The organism is Sagittula sp. S175 (genome assembly GCF_049800975.1).
Classification (GTDB): domain Bacteria; phylum Pseudomonadota; class Alphaproteobacteria; order Rhodobacterales; family Rhodobacteraceae; genus Sagittula.
In genome coordinates, this window is the sequence record NZ_JBNAGB010000010.1 from 157,217 (window position 1) to 175,092 (window position 17,876).

Sequence of the window (17,876 nt, forward strand, 5' to 3'; positions counted from 1 at the left end):
CACAGCCGCAGGACAACCATGGTCGCCACTGCCTATACCGTCGCCTTCGAGGGCGTCGAGGCCCGCCCGGTCGAGGTGCAATGCGCCGTCACGCCGGGCGTGCCCGCCTTTTCCATCGTCGGCCTCCCGGACAAGGCCGTTTCAGAGGCGCGCGACCGCGTGCGCACCGCCTTGACGTCCATGTCCATTGCGCTGCCTTCAAAGCGGATCACGGTAAACCTGTCGCCTGCCGATCTGCCCAAGGAAGGTTCTCATTTCGACCTGCCCATCGCGCTCGGCCTGCTGGCCGCGCTGGAAATCCTGCCGCGCGATGCGGTCGCCCAGACCTGCGCCCTCGGCGAGCTGTCCCTGGACGGCACTCTCGTTCCGGTTCTGGGCGCCCTGCCTGCCGCCATGGCCGCCGCCGAGGAGGATCGCATCCTGCTCTGTCCCCGCGCCTCCGGGGCCGAAGCTGCATGGGTCGACGCCTGCCGTGTGCTTGGCGCCAACAGTCTCGTGGACATCATCCGCCACTTCACCGGCCAGTCTATCCTCGAACCCGCCAAGCCCGGCGAAGTCGTCACCGATCCCAACACCCGCGACCTGCGCGACGTGAAAGGTCAAGAGCGCGCCAAACGGGCAATGGAAATCGCCGCCGCCGGGCGTCACCACATGATCATGGTCGGTCCGCCGGGGTCGGGCAAATCCATGCTGGCCGCGCGGATGCCGGGTCTCATGCCGCCGCTCACCCCGGTCGAAGCGCTGGAAACGTCCATGATCCACTCCATCGCCGGACTGCTGCGCGACGGCGGGATCTCCCGGACGCGTCCCTTCCGCGAGCCGCATCACACCGCCTCGATGGCCGCACTGATCGGAGGCGGGCGCGGCGCCAAGCCCGGCGAGATCAGCCTCGCCCACAACGGCGTGCTCTTCATGGACGAATTTCCCGAGTTTCCGAAGACCGTGCTGGAAACGCTGCGCCAGCCGGTCGAGTCCGGCGAGGTCATGATCGCGCGTGCCAATGCACATATTCGCTACCCCTGCCGCTTCCTCTTGATGGCGGCGGCAAACCCCTGTCGTTGCGGGCACCTGGCCGACGCCAACCGCGCCTGCTCCAAGGCACCGATCTGCGGCGAGGATTACCTTGGCCGAATTTCCGGACCGCTCATGGATCGGTTTGACCTGCGGCTCGAAGTGCCCGCCGTCGGATATGCCGACCTCGACCTGCCGCCGTCTGGGGACACCTCGGCACAGGTCGCGGCCCGCGTCGTGGCGGCGCGTGCGCGGCAGAACGCCCGCTTTGCCGACCATCCGCAGCTGCGAACCAACGCCGACGCCGAAGGCACCATCCTCGACGAGATCACCCGGTTGGACAGCGAAACCCGCGACATGATGGTGAAGGCCGCCGACCGTTTTCACCTCTCGGCGCGGGGGTATCATCGCATCCTGCGCGTGGCACGGACCATCGCCGACCTCGATCACTCCGACCAGGTGGAGCGCCCGCATGTGGCGGAAGCGTTGAGTTACCGATTGATCGCCGCAAGGGACTCGTGAACGAACCGTCCAGCACGTCGAAGCGTTGCATCGCCTTCCGGCACCCAACCGTGAAACAATGGCCAGACATGGGGTGCGGTGGGATGTACCTCCGTTTCGACGCGGGCGCCGAAGGCCCGCAAGCGGTCGGCCATGCGACTGCAATCGTCCCGCAGGATTTCCGTTTCGCCCCAGGACACCCAGACCGGCGGGCAGCCCGGATATTCTCCATACAGGGCCGACGCCCGCGGATTGCGCGGGTCAGCATCTGCAAGGAACATCTCCGCCAGCTCGCCAATGCGTCCGGGCGGCAACAGCGGATCGGAATGGGCATTCACCCGCAAAGACTCACCCGTCAGCGCCAGATCTGTCCAAGGGGAAAAGACAACCGCGCCCGCCGGGGCCTCTCCCCGCAGACACAGCGCCGACAAGAGCGCCAATGCCAGCCCGCCCCCTGCGGAATCACCCCCCAGAACGACGTGCTCCGGCTCATATCCCAGCGCGCGCAGCCGCACCCAAGCGGCCTCTGCCGTGTCGAACTGGGCGGGAAAGGGCGCGTCCTGCAACAACGGATAGCGCGCGGCGCAGACCTCGATATCCGCCTCCAGAGACAAACGGCCCAGCATTCCGCGATGGGTCCAAGGACTGCCCGAGACAAAGCCCCCACCATGGAAATACAACAGCACCCGTCGCGGGGCGCAGGGCCCGCAGGAGATCCAGCACAATCCGCCCGGCCGCTCGATGAACCGCAGGAACGGCGGCTGCGCGGCCAGTAGGCACGCCCGCTCAACGGCCTTCGCCGCGTCCTGCGGTGTTGCGGTCCGATGGATCCGAGGCTTGGCGATCAGCCGCAGCTGCGCATTGAGCAGCCGCAGCTGCCATGTCATGCCAGCTTGGCCTCGATGGCCTGCCAGATTTTCTCGGCAACATTGATGCCGTCGAAGCGTTCCAGCTCCTGAATGCCGGTTGGCGAGGTCACGTTGATCTCGGTCAGCCAGTCGCCAATCACGTCGATGCCCACGAAGACCTGACCATGCTCCCGCAGGGTCGGGCCGATTGCGGCACAGATTTCGCGGTCCCGTGCGGTCAGTTCGATCTTTTCCGGACGACCGCCGACATGCATGTTCGACCGGACCTCGCCCTCTGCCGGCACGCGGTTGATGGCCCCCACCGGTTCGCCATCGACGAGGATCACGCGCTTGTCCCCCTTGGACACGGCGGGCAGGTATTTCTGTACGATCAAGGGCTCGCGCGAGAAGCCGGTGAAAAGCTCGTGCAGTGACGACAGGTTGCGGTCGTCCTGCGTCAGGCGGAACACGCCCGCGCCGCCGTTGCCGTACAGCGGCTTCAGGATGATATCACCATGCTTCGCCCGGAACCGCTTGATGGCGTCGAGGTCCCGCGCGATCATCGTCGGCGGCGTCAGGTCCTTGAACCCGAGCACCAGCAACTTCTCAGGGAAGTTCCGCACCCAGAAGGGATCGTTCACAACCAGTGTCGTTCCCTTCAAACGCTCCAAGAGATGCGTCGTGGTGATATAGTGCATGTCGAACGGAGGATCCTGCCGCAGCCAGACGACATCCACGTCGGCAAGGTCGATCGTCATCCGTTCGCCCAGGATCGCCGGTTTGTCTGCCACTCTCTGGACGGTCATCCAGTGCCCCGTCGCCGTGATCCGCCCTTCGTCGAAGGCCAGCTGATCCGGTCCGTAATAGAACAGCTCATGCCCCCGCGCCTGCGCCTCCTCGGCGATACGGAAGGTACTGTCGGCGTTGATGTTCACCCCGGTGATCGGGTCCATCTGAAAAGCGATCTTCATGCGCATCCCTCGGCGAATTCCCGACATAGATGGCGCATCAGGCGACGAGAGGCAATGCAGGCTCTGTCCCGGTTACGTTACCAGCCGCCAAAGGCGTTTTCGATCACCCGCATTTCGCCATACCCATTGACCAGCGCCAAGTCGAACCGGACATCCGTGAGAGACCCCTTGGGCTGGGTCCCAAGATATTCCTCTGCCGCGATCTGCAGGCGGGCCATCTGGCGCGTGGTCAGCCGTTCTGCAGCCCGATCAAACGACCGGCTTTTCTTCACTTCGATAAAGACCAGACCATCCCCATCTTCTGCGATCAGATCGATTTCGCCCCCGGCCCCGCGCCAACGTCGGCGGGCGATCGGGAAGCCGCGCCGTTCGTAATCCTGTGCCACGCGCAATTCGGCGGATGCCCCGGCTTGGTAACCGACCATCCCGGCGGCCTGCCGATCCCGCACGGTTCGCTGCGGCCCCCGCGTGACAGGCACCCATTCCTCGATCACGGCCTCATCGGGTTGCTCAGTCCAGTCCCAAAGAGACATCTGCCGTGCGTCGATCATCCGCCCACGTCGTGCCATTACTCCTCCTTGGTCAGCCTCATGGCCATTTGGTACACCGGGCGCCGTTTCACCCCGAAGCGCGTAGAAACGTAATCCGCCGCGTCCCGCACCGACATCGTTTCCAGCGCCCTGTTCACCTCCTGTTCTATATCGATTTCACTAATTTTCTCTGAATCCCCTTTCCCAACCACGACGACAATTTCGCCTTTCGGGGGATGCTCCGCGTAGACATCGGCCAGTTCCTGCAACGAGCCCCGGCGTACTTCCTCGAACTTTTTCGTCAATTCGCGACACACGGCCGCCGGCCTGTCACCCAGTCGGTCCGCGGCATCCGCCAGCATCGCAGCAAGCCGCTTGGGGGATTCGTAAAACACCAGCGTCGCGGGCACCGCGACCAGTTCGTCCAGCGCCTTCTTCCGCGCGCCGCTGGCATTGGGCAGGAAGCCCGCAAACAGGAAGCGGTCCGTCGGCAGTCCGGCAAGTGTCAGCGCCGTAATCACCGCCGATGCCCCGGGCGCGCTGACCACCGTGCCGCCAGCCTCCGAGACCGCACGCCCCAGGTCGAACCCCGGATCCGACACCATGGGCGTGCCCGCTTCGGACGCGTAGCCCACCGCCTTGCCAGCCGTGATTTCCGCCACCAGCCGCTCGCGCACCTTCTCGCCGCTATGGTCATGGTACGCGATCAACGGCCGCTCGCCCAATGGCACTCCGTGGATATCCATCAGATGTCGCAGGCTCCGCGTGTCTTCTGCTACCAGAACATCTGCACTCCGCAGAATATCCAGCGCACGCAAGGTGATATCCCGCGCGTTCCCGATGGGCACCGCCACCAGGTACAGTCCCGCGGGGAGCCTTGCCGCCACTTTCCCCCCGCCAAAATCCGCCGTGTTCGGAATCGTCACTGGTCCCGCCCCCCCCGCCGCTCTATGATTGCACAAAACCCCTGCGGGTCGCTCACCCCGCACTTCAAAAGACGACGAGGGAAGTCCCATGTTCACCGTTTTGCCCCGCCTCCGCAAGGCGACGCTGTCGCTTGCTGCCCTTGCCGCCGCAAGCCTTCTTGCCGCCTGTGACCCAGTCACCACGGCGGGCCTGGGGGGCGCGTCCTCCAACACCGGCGGACCGGCGATCCAGGCCGGGGCACCCGTGCCTGTCGCCCTCCTGGTGCCGAAATCCGACAGTGGCGCCGGTCCGGTGGCCGCCTCTCTGGAGAACGCTGCGCGCCTGGCGATGCAGGACCTCGACGGGGTCGAGATCGACCTGCGCGTCTATGACACCGCCGGCCAGGCCGCGCAGGCCTCTGCCGTGGCGCAGAAAGCCGTGGACGACGGGGCCAAGATCATCCTCGGGCCGCTCTTTTCCGAGGCGGCCAACGCCGCCGGTGCCGCCGTGGCCGACGAGGGCGTGAACGTCCTGTCCTTCTCGAACACGACCGCCATTGCCGGTGGCAACGTCTTTATCCTCGGCCCGACCTTTGCGAACACTGCTGACCGCCTGATGGCCCACGCCCGCAAGACCGGCAAGAAGAGCATCGTCATCATCTACTCCAACGACGTGCCCGGCCAGTTCGGCAAGATCGCGATCGAGCAGGCGGCGACCGTAAACGGCATCCAGGTCGTGTCCTCCGAAGCCTACGAGCTGTCCATCGAGGGCGTCACCGCGACCGCCAAGCGCGCCGCAGCCGCCGTCACTTCGGGGGCTGCCGATACGATCTTCATCACCACCGAGGCCGCCAATGCCGCCATGCCGATCCTGCTGGATCAGCTCCCCGCCAACGGCGTGACCCCGGGCCAGATCCAGCTGGCGGGCCTAACCCGCTTCGACGTGCGCCCCGACCTGTTCGCCAACCCCGGCCTGCAGGGCGTGTGGTTCGGTGTTCCCGACCGGTCGCGTCAGGAGGCCTTCAACCAGCGCTATACGGCCGCCTACGGCGCGTCCCCGCACCCGCTGGCAGGCCTCGCCTTTGACGGCATCTCGGCCATCGGCCTTCTGGCAAAGAAGGGCAACTCCGACGCATTGACCGGAAAAAGCCTCACCTCTGCTAGCTTTACAGGCACCGGCGGTGTATTCCGCCTTCTGAAGAACGGCACGAACCAGCGCGCGCTGGCGATTGCCTCGATCCAGAACAACCAGATGGTGATCCTTGACCCTGCCCCCAGCAGCCTCTCCGGAGCCGGTTTCTGACATAACCCATGAAACGCTGCCGGCCGACCTGATCGCGTCGGCAGCGGATATCTTCGATCTCCCCGCCATCCGGGCCGATCTCTTTGCCGCCTTCACGCCCGGCGCGTCCGAGGCGGAGATCCGCAAGGCCACGGTAAAGCGCCTGACCGAGGCGGCGACCGACGGGCGGCAGGTGATCCGCGACGCCTTCGAACGCGAACCCTTTGGGTCCCGGCGCACCACGCGGTCCTACACCTGGCTCACCGATGGCCTCGTCACCCTCGCCTTCGAGGTCGCCACCCAGGTCCTGCATCCAAAGCACAACCCGACCGAGGGCGAGCGCATCGCCGTCCTCGCCGTGGGCGGTTACGGTCGCGGTGAAATGGCGCCCTTCTCGGACGTCGACCTGCTGTTCCTGACCCCGACAAAGATCACCGCCTGGGCGGAATGCGTCATCGAGTCTATGCTGTATATCCTCTGGGATCTAAAGCTGAAGGTCGGCCATTCCTCCCGCACCGTGCGCGATTGCGTGCGCCTCGGCGCCGAGGATTTCACCATCCGCACCGCCATGCTCGAAGCCCGTTACCTGACCGGCAACCAGGCGCTGGCCGAAGAACTTGACCGCAAGCTCTGGTCCGACCTCTTCGAGGGCACCGAGCGTGAATTCGTCATGGCCAAGCTCGAGGAACGCGACGCCCGCCACGGCAAGCAGGGCCAGCGCTACATGGTCGAGCCCAATGTCAAGGAGGGCAAGGGCGGGTTGCGCGACCTGCAATCGCTGTTCTGGATCATCAAGTACGTCCATCACACCGACGACGTGTCGCAACTGGTGAACAAGGGCGTCTTCCTGCCCGAGGAATACGAGACCTTCGTGCAGGCGGAACGCTTTCTCTGGGCGGTCCGCACCCACCTGCACCTGATCTCGGGACGGGCTGTCGAACAGCTGTCGTTTGACACCCAGCCGGAAATCGCTGCCCGCATGGGCTACAACGACCGCGCCGGGCGGCGGGCGGTGGAATGGTTCATGCAGGACTACTTCCGCCACGCCACCGCCGTGGGCGACCTGACCCGCATCCTGCTGACCTCACTCGAGGCCGACCACCGCAAGGCCCCGCCCCTGCTGGAACGCATCTTCAAGCGCACGCCGGACACGCCCAAGGGCTACACCGTCACCCATGGGCGGCTTGCAATCGAGGATGACGCCGAGTTCCTCAAGGACCCGCTGAACCTCCTGCGCATCTACGAAGAAGCCTTGCGCACCGGCCTCCTGATCCATCCGGACGCCATGCGCCTCATCAAGGCGAACCTGAACCTCATCGACGACAAGATGCGCAACGATCCCCGCGCGCAAAAGCTGTTCCTCGACCTGCTGCTGAACCACGGCAACCCGGAACGCGCCCTGCGGCGCATGAACGAGCTTGGCGTACTGGCGCAATTCATCCCGGAATTCGCGCCCATCGTGGCGATGATGCAGTTCAACATGTACCACCACTACACGGTGGACGAACACACCATCCAATGCCTCTGGCACCTCTCGGAAATCGAACACGGCCACCTCAAGGAAGAGCTGGTTGTCTCGTCCTCGATCCTCAAGGCCGGGGTGAACCGCCGCGTTCTGTACATCGCGCTGCTGCTGCATGACATCGGCAAGGGCCGCGAGGAAGATCACGCCATACTCGGCGCGCGCATCTCGCGCACCGTCGCTCCGCGCCTTGGCCTGACCAAGGACGAGGCCGAGACCGTGGAATGGCTGGTTCGCTACCATCTGCTCATGTCCGACATGGCGCAGAAACGCGACATCGCGGACCCGCGCACCGTGCGCGACTTTGCCAAGGCAGTGAAGACGCGCGAGCGGCTCGACCTGCTGACCGTGCTGACCGTCTGCGACATTCGCGGCGTGGGCCCGGGCGTCTGGAACAACTGGAAGGCCGCGCTGATCCGCGCGCTCTACCGCCAGACCCGCCGTGCGCTGGAAAACGGCATGGAGGTCCTCAACCGCGAGAACCGCGGCGAGGAAGCCAAGAAAGCCCTGCGCGAGGCCCTGTACGACTGGTCGCCCGAGGATATCTCCAAGGAAAGCAGCCGCCACTACGCGCCCTACTGGCAGGGCCTGCATGTCACCGGCCATGTCATCATGGCCAACCTTCTGCGCGGCATCAGCGATGATGAAATCCGCATGGACATTCATCTGGACGAGGACCGCGACGCCACCCGCGTGGCCTTTGCCCTTCAGGACCACCCCGGCATCTTCTCGCGTCTGACCGGCGCGCTGGCGCTGGTGGGGGCGAACGTCGTGGACGCGCGCACCTTCACCACCCGCGACGGCTATGCCACCGCCATGTTCTGGATCCAGGACGCCGACGGCGCGCCTTACGAGGACGTTCGCATCCCGCGCCTGCGCCAGATGATCCTCAAGACGCTCAAGGGCGAGGTCGTCGCCCGCGACGCCGTGAAGGACAAGGACAAGCTCAAGAAGCGCGAGAAGGCCTTCAAGGTGCCGACCTCCATCACCTTCGACAACGAAGGCTCCGAGATCTTCACCATCATCGAGGTCGACACCCGCGACCGGGGCGGTCTGCTCTATGACATCACGCGCACGCTGGCGAACCAGAACATCTATATCGCCTCGGCGGTCATCGCGACCTATGGCGAACAGGTGGTGGACACCTTCTACGTCAAAGACATGTTCGGCCTGAAACTGCACAGCCAGGCAAAGCGCGACCTGATCGAAAAGAAGCTGCGACAGGCATTGGAAGAAGGGGCAGAGCGGGCCTATAGCTGAGGCCCGCCCCCGGCTTGTCAAACGTCGTGCCGCAGATCACCATATTTCAGGCCGCGACGTTCTCCGGCGCGAGCCATGTCGCGCGAAACGCACGATAGGCGCCATTTTCGCGGTCCAGCGGTAGCGCATCCAACGCTTCTGCGCGCGTGCGGCAGACCTCCACGTGCAGTCCGGAGCCATCGAGCAGCGATTGCAGCATCCTGTTGACACCGTAGGTCACATCATCCGGCGCATAGATGGTCCGACGGGCGCTGTCTGCCCGGCCTGCGAATGTCCGGCGAATGCAATGCGCCAGCCTTTGCACCTCCTCAAAGAAATGCTCGTGCATCGTGCAATCGCTGAAATCCATCAGCCCGTGATGTGCCGGATCGCGCATCGGATCGGCGGCATAGGCTCTCAGTGCTGCAATCTGCTCGGCAAGCGTCACCGCGCCGGAGAAGGTCACCACCACGAGGTTGAGATCAGTCTCAATTCGGTAATCCGCGGGCATTTAGGGCGCTCACATTCAAAGTTTCCTACGCATACGGATAGGAAACACACGCATCAAGCGATATCGCCAAGATAATTCTCGCGAAGTGACGAATCCGACCTCTGACTTCCAAAGCGCGACTTTACGCGCGTCAAATTTTCAGGACGATCTTCCCGATGTGGGTCGAACCCTCCATCCGCGCATGCGCATCTGCTGCTTTTTCCAGCGCAAACTCCGAATCCATCACCGGCGCGACCTTGCCCGCGTCCAGCAGCGGCCAGACCTTTTCGCGCAGTTCGTCCGCGATTCGCGCCTTCGCCAGATCGCTCTGGGGGCGCAGCGTGCTGCCGGTGATCGTCAGCCGCTTGGCCATGACCACGGCAAAGTTCAGCTCGGCCTTCGGTCCGTTCAGAAAGGCGATATGCACCATGCGCGCATCGTTCGCCATGCAGGCCACGTTGCGCGGGATATAGTCGCCGCCCACCATGTCGAGGATCAGGTTCGCCCCGCCCTCATCCTTCATCACCTTGACGAAGTCCTCCTCGCGGTAGTTGATCGCCCGCTCCGCACCGAGGTCCAGACAGGCCTGGCACTTCTCGGCACTGCCCGCGGTCGCGAACACGCGCGCGCCAAAGTGGTTCGCCAGCTGGATCGCCGTCGTCCCGATCCCGCTCGACCCGCCATGGATCAGGAACCGCTCGCCAGCCTGCAAGCCGCCCCGCATGAAGACATTCGACCAGACGGTATAGAAGGTCTCGGGCAGGCAGGCAGCCTCCTTCATCCCCATGCCCTGCGGCACGGGCAGGCAATGCGCGGCGGGCGTCGCCACGTATTCCGCGTATCCTCCACCGGGCAACAAGGCACAGACCTTGTCCCCCACCTTCGGCCAATCGACGCCCGCGCCCACCGCAGCAACCTCACCCGAACATTCCAGCCCCGGCAGGTCCGACGCCCCCGGAGGCGGCGCATAGCTGCCCGCGCGTTGCAGCGCGTCCGGGCGGTTCACACCCGCATAGGCAACCTTGATGACCACCTGCCCCGCCTTGGGTTCCGGCACCGGGCGGGTACACAGCTTCAGGACCTCCGGCCCACCGGCCTCGGTGATTTCGATCGCGCGCATCTCGGACATTCTCGCCTCCCTGTTCGTCGTCGGAGGCTAGGGCGCGAAACGCCCAAGGGAAAGCCCCCAAGGGCGTCCGGTGTCAGCGACCCGGCGTCCAGCCCCCCGGCAAATCGTCGCGCCGCGCCGACTGCGGCGCGCGCACCCGCTCCAGAACCTTCGCCGGACCGGCCAGCAAACCGCCCAGCAGATTGCTGTTCTTCACGCCCGCCTTGGCCTTTTCGAACTGCATGACGTTCTCGATACGCCGATCGAGAAAAGCCCAGGTCGCCTCGTGCCCCGCCGACTCGTCGCCTAGCCAGAACAGCACCACCGAGGAATAGACCGCCGACAGCGTCATCCGCTTCGTGTACCAGTTGTAATCTTCCGAGGTATCGCCCAGTGCGGTCCAGATCGCATCCGCCGTGCCCCAGATCAGCTTGGCCCCGTCGGGCGCGTACATCGGCAGCGCGAACAACGTCGTGCCGCGCCGCACCGCCTCGCGGTCGTCCGCCGCCTCGATGCGCAACCGCACCGCATGGGCCACCTTGTCCCGGAACCGCATCTCCGACAGGTCCGCCTCGGCCAGCCGCTTCACCATGAGGGCATCGCCGCGCCGATGATAGGCCACCGCCAGATCCACGGCACCGCGCGGAAACAGCGCCCGCGCCACCGTCATGTTCACATCGGCGTCGGCCACCGCCGCCTTGAACGTCGTCTCGGACCAGCCGTCGAAGGCCACGTGCATCAGGGCCGCATCCAGCAGGCGATCGGCAGTATCGGGCATGGTCATCTCCTTCTCGGGTCCATACTGGACACATAGTCCGATCCTTGCTATAGGGCCACCTCCTGCAATATCGAAACTCAAACCTAGAAAGGTGGTGACAACCACATGCAGGTCAGTGTTCGCGACAACAATGTCGATCAGGCGCTCCGTGCCCTGAAGAAAAAGCTGCAGCGCGAAGGCGTTTTCCGCGAAATGAAGCTCAAGCAGCATTTCGAGAAGCCGTCCGAGAAGAAAGCCCGTGAAAAGGCCGAGGCGATTCGCCGCGCCCGCAAGCTGGCTCGTAAAAAAGCCCAGCGCGAAGGGATGCTCTGAGCTCTCGCTTAGGGACTTCCGGGGGCCTCAGCTTCCGAACCGCATAAAATTCGCAAACCCCCGGGGCCCCGCGCCTTCGGGGGTTTGTCATGTCCATATGTCGGCGTTGCAACACTCCCTTGTGTGTTCGACCGCCAAAGGACAGACGAATTGCCAGCTGACAATTTTTGCGCTAGGCGCCGCCCCATGTCCATGATGTCGAAAAAGACCACCACCACCAAGACCACCGCCATGGCGGGGGATTGGTCGTGCTTGGTCCAACACTGACGGACTGATCACACAACCCCCGCCGGAGACGGCAGGGGGTGCATGACACGGCCCGCCGCTCCGCCTGACCAGGAGCCAAGACCATGTCCAACCCCGCAAACCCGCCCTTCATCGCCATCGTCGGCGCCACCGGAGCCGTCGGCGTCGAGCTTCTCGGCTGTCTCGAACGCCGGGGCACGCCCCTCAGCGGCGTCCGCCTGCTGGCCTCCGCCCGCTCCGCCGGGCGCCTCCTGCCCTTCCGCGGCGCCATGCTGGCGGTCGAGGAACTGACGGAACACAGCTTCGATGGCGTCGACATCGCGCTCTTCTCTGCCGGGGCGACCCTGTCGCGGCAATACGCCCCCATCGCCCTGCGCGCCGGGGCACGCGTCGTGGACAACTCCTCGGCCTTCCGGATGCAGGCCGACGTGCCGCTGATCGTCCCCGAGGCCAACGGCGATGCCCTGCGTACCGACGACCGCCTGATCGCCAACCCGAACTGCGTTGCCGCCATCGCCTCCGTCGCGCTGGCCCCGCTGGCACGTCTGCGCGCCATCACCCGCCTTAACATGGCCACCTATCAGGCCGCCTCCGGCGCGGGCGCGGCAGCGGTCGAAGAACTGCGTCAAGGCACCCGCGCCATCCTCGCCAACGAGCCCTTTGAACCGCAGGTCCTGCCGCATACCCTCGCGTTCAACTTCTTCAGCCACAACGCCGCCATCGACCCCGACAGCGGCTACAACGGCGAGGAACTGAAGGTCATGGAGGAGCTGCGCCGCATCCTGACGCTCCCCGGCCTGCCCATCGGCGTGACCTGCATCCGCGTGCCGGTGCCGCGTGCGCACGGGATCTCGCTCAGCGTGGAATTCGACACCCCGCTGGCCGCGGACGAGGCCCGCGCCGCCCTGCAAGGCGCGCCCGGCCTGCGCGTCGTCGATGACCGCGCGGCAAACCACTTCCCCATGCCCTCCGAGGCCAGCGGTCAGGATGACGTGCTGGTGGGCCGCATCCGCAGCGACCTTGGCGACCCCTCGGGCCGCACGCTGACGATGTTCGTGGTGGGGGATCAGCTGCTCAAGGGTGCCGCGCTGAACGCCGTGCAGATCGCCGAGGCGCTTTTGGCCGGGTCCCCGGCCCTGGCCGAGGCCTGACCTTTCAATCCGCGTAGGTCGGGGGTGTCCCCCGACCTGCCCAGTTCTCAGCTCGGGCCGATCATGAAGCAGTTGACCTGCCGCGCCTGCAACCGCTTGCAGGCCAGTTCGGCGGAATCGCGGGTCATCCCCATGAAATTCGCATCGAACCCCCGGTTGCCCTGCACCACCTTGCGCAGCGTCCCGTCCAGCGTCGCAGTCTCGGCCAGCGCGGTCTTCAGCAACACCTTCTCGGCGGCAAAGCGGCTGGGGTAACGGCCCACGTTGATGCCCCAATGACGGCTGTCGTTGGTGGACAGACGGGTGACCACCTCCGCCTCCCGCGCCGGTGTCGGTTTCTCCAGGGTCAGCGCGCGCACTTCCATCACGCCCGCCGGTCGCCGCATCGGCTTGACCGACGCCGCAGGGGCTGCGGCCGCCGGAGCCACGACCTTGGCGGCAAGCGAGGCCGTCTGGACCGGAGCCGCCACGGCAGGTGCCGCAGCAGCCGGCGCCGCCGCGATGACCGCCGCCGCCGTCGATGCAGTGGCCGATGTCGCCTGAACCTCGCGCAACATATCCTCGATATCGCTTTCCAGCCCAGCCACCAGCGGCGCCACGTCCGCCGGGGCCACGCCGCCGCCACGCGCCGTTGGGCGCAGGCTGCGTGTCACGGCAGCGCTCGCCACCCGGATGGATTTCGCCCGCGTCCCCGGCATGGGCGCCGATGTGTTCGCAATCACGACCTCTGCAGGCGCAACCGTGCCACGGCCCAGGTAGGGCGGCTTTGGCGGCGGGTTCAGCGCCACGCGCGACGGCGCTTGCTGGAAGCCGAGATCCAGCAGCTCCGCTACCTTGGCGTTGCGAGACGCGGTGGATCGCCCGCCGAACACCGTCGCGATGATCCGCTCCCCGTCCCGTTCCGCCGATGCCGTCAGGTTGAAACCCGCCGCCACCGTATACCCGGTCTTGATGCCATCCGCGCCGCGATAGCTTTCCAGCAGGCGGCGGTTGGTGTGCGACACGGTGCGCACGCCCGCGTCAGCCGTGGTGCGCGAGAACAGGTTGTAATACTGCGGGTAGTCATAAATCAGGTGCTGCCCCAGCAGCGACATGTCACGCGCGGTGGACAGATGCCCTTCCCGCGTCAGCCCGTGCGCGTTCTTGAATGTGGTCCGCGTCATGCCCATCACCTTGGCGGTGCGGTTCATGCGATTGGCAAAGGCTGCCTCGGAGCCGGAGATCGCCTCGCCGATGGCCGTCGCCGCGTCGTTGGCCGACTTCACCGCGGCCGCGCGCACGAGATAGCGCAGCGCGATCTTCTGCCCCGGCTTCAGACCCAGCTTGGACGGCGGCTCGCTCGCGGCGTTCTGGGAAATGGTCACCATGGTGTCCATCGAAAGCTCGCCGTTCTGCACCGCCTCAAACGCGATGTAGATCGTCATCATCTTGGTCAAAGACGCGGGGTGCAGCCGGGTGTCCGCGTTCTTGGCGTGGTAGACCTTGCCGGTGCGCGCATCCATCACGAAGGCGGCGTAGGGGGCCGCATGCGCGTACAGCGGCAGGAAAACTGCCAGCCAGAGAAATGTGAATGCCCACAGGCCATAACGGCCCCGCTGCCTGCGAGGGTGCGCCATGTCGTCCGCCTTTCTGCCTCAGACCCCCGATATTTCGGTGGGTGTTCGTTCTTGCCCGACGCCATTCTGCGAGCGCCGTGGTTAAGAGAGTCCTAACACGGATAGGGATTCCGGGAAACCCCGCAGAGCGTTGATTTTTCAGGCGTTTTGCAAACGCGTTCACCCTACATGTTGGGGTTTTGACCGGTCCTCACCCCCATACAATGAATTGTGTCCGAATTAAGATAAATTGTGGCGGGATTAAGGCATAGCCTCAGCCGGTTCCCGCCCGCGTTCAGCCGATCTCCGCCACCAGATCCGGCAGCGCACCAAGGTCGGCCACCGCGCGGAACCGCGCCGCTTCCGAAGGTGCCTCGGCGTGCTCCAGCGCCCAGGCCAGATCATGCGGCACATGCACGCCCCAGCAGCCGATCTCCAGCGCGGGCAAAACGTCGGATTTCATCGAATTGCCCACCATCATCGCCCCCCCTGCCCCGCCCGGGGTGCGGGCAAAGATCCGCGCGTAGGTCGCAGGCACCTTGTCAGACACGATCTCGACGCCGTCGAACAGCTCGCCCAACCCGGAGTGCGCCAGCTTGCGCTCCTGGTGCAGCAGGTCGCCCTTTGTAATCAGGACAAGGTGATGCGAGCCCGCCACCGCCTCCACAGCCTCGCGGGCATGGGGCAGCAGTTCGATCGGATGCGCCAGCATCTCGCGCCCGGCCTCCATCAGCTCGCCAATCACCTCGCCCGGCACGCGGTTGTCGGTCACCTCCAGCGCCGTCTCGATCATCGACAGCACGAATCCCTTTACGCCAAAGCCGTAGTGCCCGATATTACGCCGCTCTGCGGTGACCAGCCTCTGCTCAAGATGGTCGCGATCTGCATGATCCTTGAGCAATTCGGCGAATCTTTCCTGCGTCAGCTTGAAGAACCGCTCGTTATGCCAGAGCGTATCATCCGCGTCGAAACCGATTGTTAGGAGATTCTGCGCCATTTATGCCTCATGTCCCTTGGCCCCTTTTCGCCGGGACCCGTCCGGCTATATAATGAGACCAAATTCGGAAACGCAAAGCACGAACCGCCCATGACAGATGCCCCGCAGAAGTGGACGACAGCCCGGATGATGGCCCGCGTGACAGCAGGAGATGCGCCGAAGGATGGTGACGGCGATGTCGGCGTCGTCGTCGACACGAAGCCGCGCACCAAACGCCCGCCGCTGTACAAGGTCTTGCTTCTGAACGACGATTACACGCCGATGGAATTCGTCGTGCATATCCTCGAACGCTTCTTCGGCATGACCCACGCGCAGGCGTTCGAGATCATGCTGACCGTGCATAAAAAGGGCGTCGCCGTGGTCGGTGTCTTCTCGCACGAGATCGCCGAGACCAAGGTCGGGCAGGTCATGGACTTTGCCCGCCGCCACCAGCACCCCTTGCAGTGCACCATGGAAAAGGAATAGGCCCGGGGCTTTCATTGCCTGGGGCTGTCCGCCATGACTTCTGAACGCATCCGTTATGCCATCGACCAGGGCGGTCTGCTGCTGCCCGAGGGGGAGATTGCACTGTTTGGCGCCCCCGCCGACGCGGCCTTGGACCTCGACCCGGCCCGCTTGACCGTCATCCAGACCGACGCGGTGGCCACGACCGGCTGGCAACAACGCGGCGTGAAAGTCGTCACCGCGCCCGAAGGCCAATACGCCGCCGCCATCGTGACCCTCGCCCGTGCCCGCGACCTGTCCGAGGCCCGCATCGCGCAGGCCGCCGCCCATGCGCCGCTGGTCGTGATCGACGGTGCCAAGACCGACGGGATCGAGGCGATCCTGAAGGGCCTCAAGAAACTGGCCCCCATCGACGGGCAGGTGTCCAAGGCGCATGGCAAATGCGTCTGGCTGCATCCGGGCGACGCGCTGTCCGTATGGGCCCGCCCCGAGCGTCACCAGAACGCCCACGGCGACTGGGTCGCGCCCGGCGTATTTTCCGCCGACGCGCCCGACGAGGCCTCTGTCGCGCTGGCCAAGGCCCTGCCCAAGGGACTGCACGGCAAGCTGGCCGACCTCGGCGCGGGCTGGGGCTGGCTCTCGCGCGAGGTGCTGAGGCATCCGGACGTCAAGGCCCTGCACATGGTCGAGACCGACAAGACCGCGCTGGACTGCGCCCGCCTGAACTTCACCGACCCGCGCGCGCAGTTCCACTGGGCCGATGCGACGACCTGGACCCCGCCGGTAAAGCTGGACGTGGTGGTGATGAACCCACCCTTCCACAGCGGTCGCGCCGCCGACCCCGCGCTGGGACGCGCCTTCATCGCCTCGGCCGCCGGGATGCTGGCCCCGCATGGCCAGCTCTGGATGGTCGCCAACCGCCACCTACCTTACGAGGCAACGCTGTCCGACCTGTTCCGTGACGTGACCGAAGCCGGGGGCGACAACCGTTTCAAGGTACTGCACGCCGCAAGGCCGTCTCGCGCTCGCCGATGAGGCAGGATAGGTTGACCGGTAAACAGCCCCGAAATCGACCAGGGAATCGACCATGAGCTTCTCCATCGAAGGCAAGACCGCCATCATCACCGGCGCCGCCAACGGCGTCGGTCAGGCCATCGCCCGGCACTTTGCCAACCAGGGGGCCAATGTGATGTTGGCCGACATGGACGAGGTGCAGCTGAGCAAGGAATGCGAAAAGGCCACAGAGGATGGCAACATCAAGTTCTTCGCCGGCGACCTGCGCGAACGGCTGACGATGGCGAACCTGCTGTCGGCCACGCTGGACGCCTATGACCGGGTCGACATCCTGGTGAACGGCTCGCGGCAGGTGGTTTCCTCGGACCCGCTCGACCCCGAGGACGAGACGCTGGAACTGATGATGACGCAGAACCTGACCAATGCCTATCGGCTGTCGCAGATGGTCGCCAAGCGCATGATAAAGCAGGCCGAAGGGCAGGATGAAGGCCAGGTCGGCGCCATCGTCAACCTGTCGTCCATCGCCGCGCGGCGCACGCATCCGAACCTGCTGGCCTACTCTGTCAGCTGCGCCGCGCTGGACCAGATGACCCGTTCCATGGCCGTGGCGCTGGCGCCGCAGCGCATCCGGGTGAATGCCGTGGCCTTTGGATCGGTCATGTCCGCCAGCCTCAAAGACGTGCTGAAGGACAACCGCGATTATCGCGGCCTGATCGAGGCGCACACACCGCTGGGCCGCATCGCCGCACCCCGCGAACTGGCGGAGACGGTCCAGTTCCTCGCCTCGGACGGCGCAGGCTTCGTCACCGGACAGGTCATGACCGTCGACGGCGGCCGCACCCTGCTCGACCCCGTCGCCGCACCCATTCACTGATCTGCTATCCGTCTCTTGCAGCGGTTTCGCTTTGGCTTCGCCAAAGCGACCGGGGGGG

Annotated in this window: 17 protein-coding genes; 8 read left to right on the plus strand and 9 right to left on the minus strand. The window is 65.3% G+C overall.

Annotated features, from left to right (window positions below):
* Positions 1-18 precede the first annotated feature (18 nt).
* Positions 19-1,533 carry a YifB family Mg chelatase-like AAA ATPase gene (locus ACP16H_RS14520; protein WP_425073016.1) on the plus strand — a complete coding sequence of 505 codons (1,515 nt, stop codon included), beginning with the start codon at positions 19-21 and terminating at the stop codon, positions 1,531-1,533.
* On the opposite strand, the gene ACP16H_RS14525 is transcribed toward ACP16H_RS14520, so the two are convergent.
* From ACP16H_RS14525 to rsmI, 4 genes are all read right to left on the minus strand, one after another.
* Positions 1,503-2,399: an alpha/beta hydrolase fold domain-containing protein gene (locus tag ACP16H_RS14525; RefSeq protein ID WP_425073017.1), complete on the minus strand. Its 897-nt coding sequence runs from the start codon at positions 2,397-2,399 to the stop codon at positions 1,503-1,505. The two genes, ACP16H_RS14520 and ACP16H_RS14525, sit on opposite strands and share 31 nt — an antisense overlap.
* Positions 2,396-3,331 (minus strand): glutathione synthase, encoded by a 936-nt coding sequence (gene gshB / locus ACP16H_RS14530; protein WP_425073018.1) that lies wholly within the window; start codon positions 3,329-3,331, stop codon positions 2,396-2,398. The genes ACP16H_RS14525 and gshB overlap by 4 nt, the downstream gene beginning before the upstream one ends.
* Positions 3,332-3,408: 77 nt before the next feature.
* Entirely contained in the window at positions 3,409-3,900 is a 492-nt protein-coding gene (locus ACP16H_RS14535; protein ID WP_425073019.1) for a YraN family protein, read from the minus strand.
* The gene (gene rsmI / locus ACP16H_RS14540) at positions 3,900-4,787 is read right to left on the minus strand and encodes a 16S rRNA (cytidine(1402)-2'-O)-methyltransferase (protein ID WP_425073020.1); all 888 of its coding nucleotides are present in this window, start codon (positions 4,785-4,787) and stop codon (positions 3,900-3,902) included. Before rsmI ends, ACP16H_RS14535 begins: the two co-directional genes overlap by 1 nt.
* An 88-nt stretch (positions 4,788-4,875) precedes the next feature.
* Between rsmI and ACP16H_RS14545 the strand changes: the two genes are divergently transcribed.
* Complete coding sequence (locus ACP16H_RS14545) at positions 4,876-6,069, plus strand: penicillin-binding protein activator (protein ID WP_425073021.1); 1,194 nt, start codon at positions 4,876-4,878, stop codon at positions 6,067-6,069.
* Positions 6,029-8,830 carry a [protein-PII] uridylyltransferase gene (locus ACP16H_RS14550; protein ID WP_425073022.1) on the plus strand — a complete coding sequence of 934 codons (2,802 nt, stop codon included), beginning with the start codon at positions 6,029-6,031 and terminating at the stop codon, positions 8,828-8,830. Before ACP16H_RS14545 ends, ACP16H_RS14550 begins: the two co-directional genes overlap by 41 nt.
* A 46-nt stretch (positions 8,831-8,876) precedes the next feature.
* Here the strand turns inward: ACP16H_RS14550 and ACP16H_RS14555 are convergent, their stop codons facing one another.
* The 3 genes from ACP16H_RS14555 to ACP16H_RS14565 all read right to left on the minus strand — a co-directional run bounded on the left by ACP16H_RS14555 (position 8,877) and on the right by ACP16H_RS14565 (position 11,185).
* The gene (locus tag ACP16H_RS14555; RefSeq protein WP_425073023.1) at positions 8,877-9,320 is read right to left on the minus strand and encodes a hypothetical protein; all 444 of its coding nucleotides are present in this window, start codon (positions 9,318-9,320) and stop codon (positions 8,877-8,879) included.
* A 130-nt stretch (positions 9,321-9,450) separates the two neighbouring features.
* Positions 9,451-10,428 (minus strand): NAD(P)H-quinone oxidoreductase, encoded by a 978-nt coding sequence (locus ACP16H_RS14560; protein WP_425073024.1) that lies wholly within the window; start codon positions 10,426-10,428, stop codon positions 9,451-9,453.
* A 73-nt stretch (positions 10,429-10,501) separates the two neighbouring features.
* Complete coding sequence (locus tag ACP16H_RS14565) at positions 10,502-11,185, minus strand: COQ9 family protein (RefSeq protein WP_425073025.1); 684 nt, start codon at positions 11,183-11,185, stop codon at positions 10,502-10,504.
* Between the two features lie 105 nt (positions 11,186-11,290).
* On the opposite strand from ACP16H_RS14565, the gene rpsU reads away from it, so the two are divergent.
* Both rpsU and ACP16H_RS14575 read left to right on the plus strand, forming a co-directional pair.
* On the plus strand, positions 11,291-11,497 hold the full coding sequence (gene rpsU / locus ACP16H_RS14570; protein WP_008207378.1) for a 30S ribosomal protein S21: 207 nt from the start codon (positions 11,291-11,293) through the stop codon (positions 11,495-11,497).
* Between the two features lie 350 nt (positions 11,498-11,847).
* Positions 11,848-12,894, plus strand: a complete 1,047-nt coding sequence (locus ACP16H_RS14575; protein WP_425073026.1) for an aspartate-semialdehyde dehydrogenase — start codon at positions 11,848-11,850, stop codon at positions 12,892-12,894.
* Between the two features lie 47 nt (positions 12,895-12,941).
* On the opposite strand, the gene ACP16H_RS14580 is transcribed toward ACP16H_RS14575, so the two are convergent.
* Together ACP16H_RS14580 and ACP16H_RS14585 are read right to left on the minus strand one after the other, a co-directional pair.
* The gene (locus ACP16H_RS14580; protein ID WP_425073027.1) at positions 12,942-14,510 is read right to left on the minus strand and encodes a D-alanyl-D-alanine carboxypeptidase family protein; all 1,569 of its coding nucleotides are present in this window, start codon (positions 14,508-14,510) and stop codon (positions 12,942-12,944) included.
* Positions 14,511-14,784: 274 nt separating this feature from the next.
* Positions 14,785-15,486 carry an HAD family hydrolase gene (locus tag ACP16H_RS14585; RefSeq protein WP_425073028.1) on the minus strand — a complete coding sequence of 234 codons (702 nt, stop codon included), beginning with the start codon at positions 15,484-15,486 and terminating at the stop codon, positions 14,785-14,787.
* A gap of 129 nt (positions 15,487-15,615) precedes the next feature.
* Here ACP16H_RS14585 and clpS point away from each other — a divergent pair, with 129 nt between their 5' ends.
* The 3 genes from clpS to ACP16H_RS14600 are packed head-to-tail and all read left to right on the plus strand — an operon-like array spanning position 15,616 to position 17,818.
* Entirely contained in the window at positions 15,616-15,951 is a 336-nt protein-coding gene (gene clpS, locus ACP16H_RS14590) for an ATP-dependent Clp protease adapter ClpS (protein ID WP_425073038.1), read from the plus strand.
* Positions 15,952-15,984: 33 nt separating this feature from the next.
* Positions 15,985-16,965 carry a class I SAM-dependent methyltransferase gene (locus ACP16H_RS14595; protein ID WP_425073029.1) on the plus strand — a complete coding sequence of 327 codons (981 nt, stop codon included), beginning with the start codon at positions 15,985-15,987 and terminating at the stop codon, positions 16,963-16,965.
* A gap of 52 nt (positions 16,966-17,017) precedes the next feature.
* Complete coding sequence (locus ACP16H_RS14600) at positions 17,018-17,818, plus strand: SDR family NAD(P)-dependent oxidoreductase (protein WP_425073030.1); 801 nt, start codon at positions 17,018-17,020, stop codon at positions 17,816-17,818.
* The last annotated feature ends 58 nt before the right edge of the window (positions 17,819-17,876 follow it).

Coding starts and splice junctions, on each gene's coding strand:
- ACP16H_RS14545 (WP_425073021.1), top strand. CDS start 4,876: ATGTTCACCGTTTTGCCCCGCCTCCGCAAGGCGACGCTGTCGCTTGCT.
- ACP16H_RS14595 (WP_425073029.1), top strand. CDS start 15,985: ATGACTTCTGAACGCATCCGTTATGCCATCGACCAGGGCGGTCTGCTG.
- ACP16H_RS14575 (WP_425073026.1), top strand. CDS start 11,848: ATGTCCAACCCCGCAAACCCGCCCTTCATCGCCATCGTCGGCGCCACC.
- ACP16H_RS14565 (WP_425073025.1), bottom strand. CDS start 11,185: ATGCCCGATACTGCCGATCGCCTGCTGGATGCGGCCCTGATGCACGTG.
- gshB (WP_425073018.1), bottom strand. CDS start 3,331: ATGAAGATCGCTTTTCAGATGGACCCGATCACCGGGGTGAACATCAAC.
- ACP16H_RS14555 (WP_425073023.1), bottom strand. CDS start 9,320: ATGCCCGCGGATTACCGAATTGAGACTGATCTCAACCTCGTGGTGGTG.
- ACP16H_RS14525 (WP_425073017.1), bottom strand. CDS start 2,399: ATGACATGGCAGCTGCGGCTGCTCAATGCGCAGCTGCGGCTGATCGCC.
- ACP16H_RS14600 (WP_425073030.1), top strand. CDS start 17,018: ATGAGCTTCTCCATCGAAGGCAAGACCGCCATCATCACCGGCGCCGCC.
- clpS (WP_425073038.1), top strand. CDS start 15,616: ATGGCCCGCGTGACAGCAGGAGATGCGCCGAAGGATGGTGACGGCGAT.
- ACP16H_RS14535 (WP_425073019.1), bottom strand. CDS start 3,900: ATGGCACGACGTGGGCGGATGATCGACGCACGGCAGATGTCTCTTTGG.
- ACP16H_RS14560 (WP_425073024.1), bottom strand. CDS start 10,428: ATGTCCGAGATGCGCGCGATCGAAATCACCGAGGCCGGTGGGCCGGAG.
- ACP16H_RS14520 (WP_425073016.1), top strand. CDS start 19: ATGGTCGCCACTGCCTATACCGTCGCCTTCGAGGGCGTCGAGGCCCGC.
- ACP16H_RS14580 (WP_425073027.1), bottom strand. CDS start 14,510: ATGGCGCACCCTCGCAGGCAGCGGGGCCGTTATGGCCTGTGGGCATTC.
- ACP16H_RS14585 (WP_425073028.1), bottom strand. CDS start 15,486: ATGGCGCAGAATCTCCTAACAATCGGTTTCGACGCGGATGATACGCTC.
- rpsU (WP_008207378.1), top strand. CDS start 11,291: ATGCAGGTCAGTGTTCGCGACAACAATGTCGATCAGGCGCTCCGTGCC.